The organism is Streptomyces sp. NPDC101166, from assembly GCF_044768125.1.
GTDB lineage: Bacteria > Actinomycetota > Actinomycetes > Streptomycetales > Streptomycetaceae > Streptomyces.
The window spans coordinates 1-1333 of sequence record NZ_JBIWPF010000149.1 but is presented as its reverse complement, the minus strand read 5'-3'; the positions used below and the strand labels follow the sequence as shown (position 1 = coordinate 1333).

Here is a 1333-nt window from a genome sequence, read left to right as displayed (position 1 = left end):
CTGCACCACGGTCTTCAGGCACTGGTCCTTGGCCTGCAGGTCGATGGTGTGGTCGTAGAAGCCGACCACGGCCTGCACGTCGCCGGTGAGCAGCGCGGTCTCGGCGTTCGCGCCGGACTGCTCGCCCAGCAGGTGCACGTCGAGGTCGTTGGCCCGGAAGAAGCCGAGCCGCTCGGTCAGCATGGCGGGCAGGTAGATGACCTTCTCCAGGCCGCCCACCATGATGGTGATCTGCGGCCGCCCGTTCGCGGTCGGAATGGTGCGGGAGTCGCGGCAGCCGGTCGCCAGCAGCAGCGAGCCGACGGCGAGCAGGATCACGGCGATATGCTTGCGGTACTTCATGGCTCAGATCCGGTGTCCCGAACCGGCCTGCGACGGACGCCATTTCAGCAGCCGGTTCTCCGCGAGCCCGATCAGCCATTCGGCGACCAACGCCACCACGGTGATGATGATCATGCCCGCGTAGATGCCCGCCGCGTCGAACGTGCCCTGGGCATTGCTGATCAGCAGGCCCAGGCCCTTGCTGGCGCCCGCGTACTCGCCGACCACCGCGCCGATCAGCGCGAAACCGAACGCCGTGTGCAGCGACGACAGGATCCAGGTGGTGGCGCTGGGCAGCACGATCGAGCCCAGCACCTGACGGCGGCTCGCGCCCAGGATGCGGGCATTGTTGATCACATTGCCGTCCACCTCACGTGCGCCGGTGAAGGCGTTGAAGAACACCGCGAAGAACACCAGCACCACCACCGTGGCCACCTTGGACTGCAATCCCAGCCCGAACCAGATGATGAACAGCGAGGCCAGCACGATGCGCGGGACCGCGTTGAGCGCCTTGATGAACGGGGCCAGCACATCGGCCCAGTAGCGGGAGCGGCCCAGTAGCACACCCAGCACGATGCCCGCGATGGTGCCGATGGCGAAGCCCAGCACCGCCTCCTGCACGGTGGTGTACAGCTGCAGCCAGATCGAACCGAACTGGGTTCCCTCGGTGAACCATTCGACCAGGCGGTCCCAGATCAGCGATGGCTTGGAGTAGAAGAACGGGTCGATCCAGTAGGTGGCGGTGAGCTGCCAGGAACCCAGCCACACGGCCACGATCAGGGCGCGCAGACCCCAGGTGCGGATCTTGCTCCGGCGGGCCTGCGAGCGGACCCGCGCGAGGATCTGCTCCTCGGTCTCCACCTCGAATTCCGGTGCGGCGGCGGTCTTGTCCATGACATCGAGCGTCGATGCGTCAAGCGACACGGGCCGCTCCCTTCGTGCGAGCCGCCTCGACCTGATCGCGCAGCGTTTCCCAGATCTCCTTGTAGAGGTCGCGGAACTCCTCGGTGAG

General features: G+C 66.5%; 1 protein-coding gene and 1 pseudogene. Both read right to left on the bottom strand.

Translation table 11 applies throughout. From position 1 onward, the window contains the following. Positions 1 to 342, bottom strand: a pseudogene (locus tag ACIRS4_RS37195) (ABC transporter substrate-binding protein); the annotation flags it as partial. Between the two features lie 3 nt (positions 343 to 345). Beyond that, positions 346 to 1215 (bottom strand): ABC transporter permease, encoded by an 870-nt coding sequence (locus ACIRS4_RS37190; RefSeq protein ID WP_404204540.1) that lies wholly within the window; start codon positions 1213 to 1215, stop codon positions 346 to 348. Positions 1216 to 1333: the final 118 nt, after the last annotated feature.

Bases quoted from the DNA above. Each gene is read 5' to 3' on its own strand.
- ACIRS4_RS37190 (WP_404204540.1), bottom strand. From the start codon at position 1,215: ATGGACAAGACCGCCGCCGCACCGGAATTCGAGGTGGAGACCGAGGAG.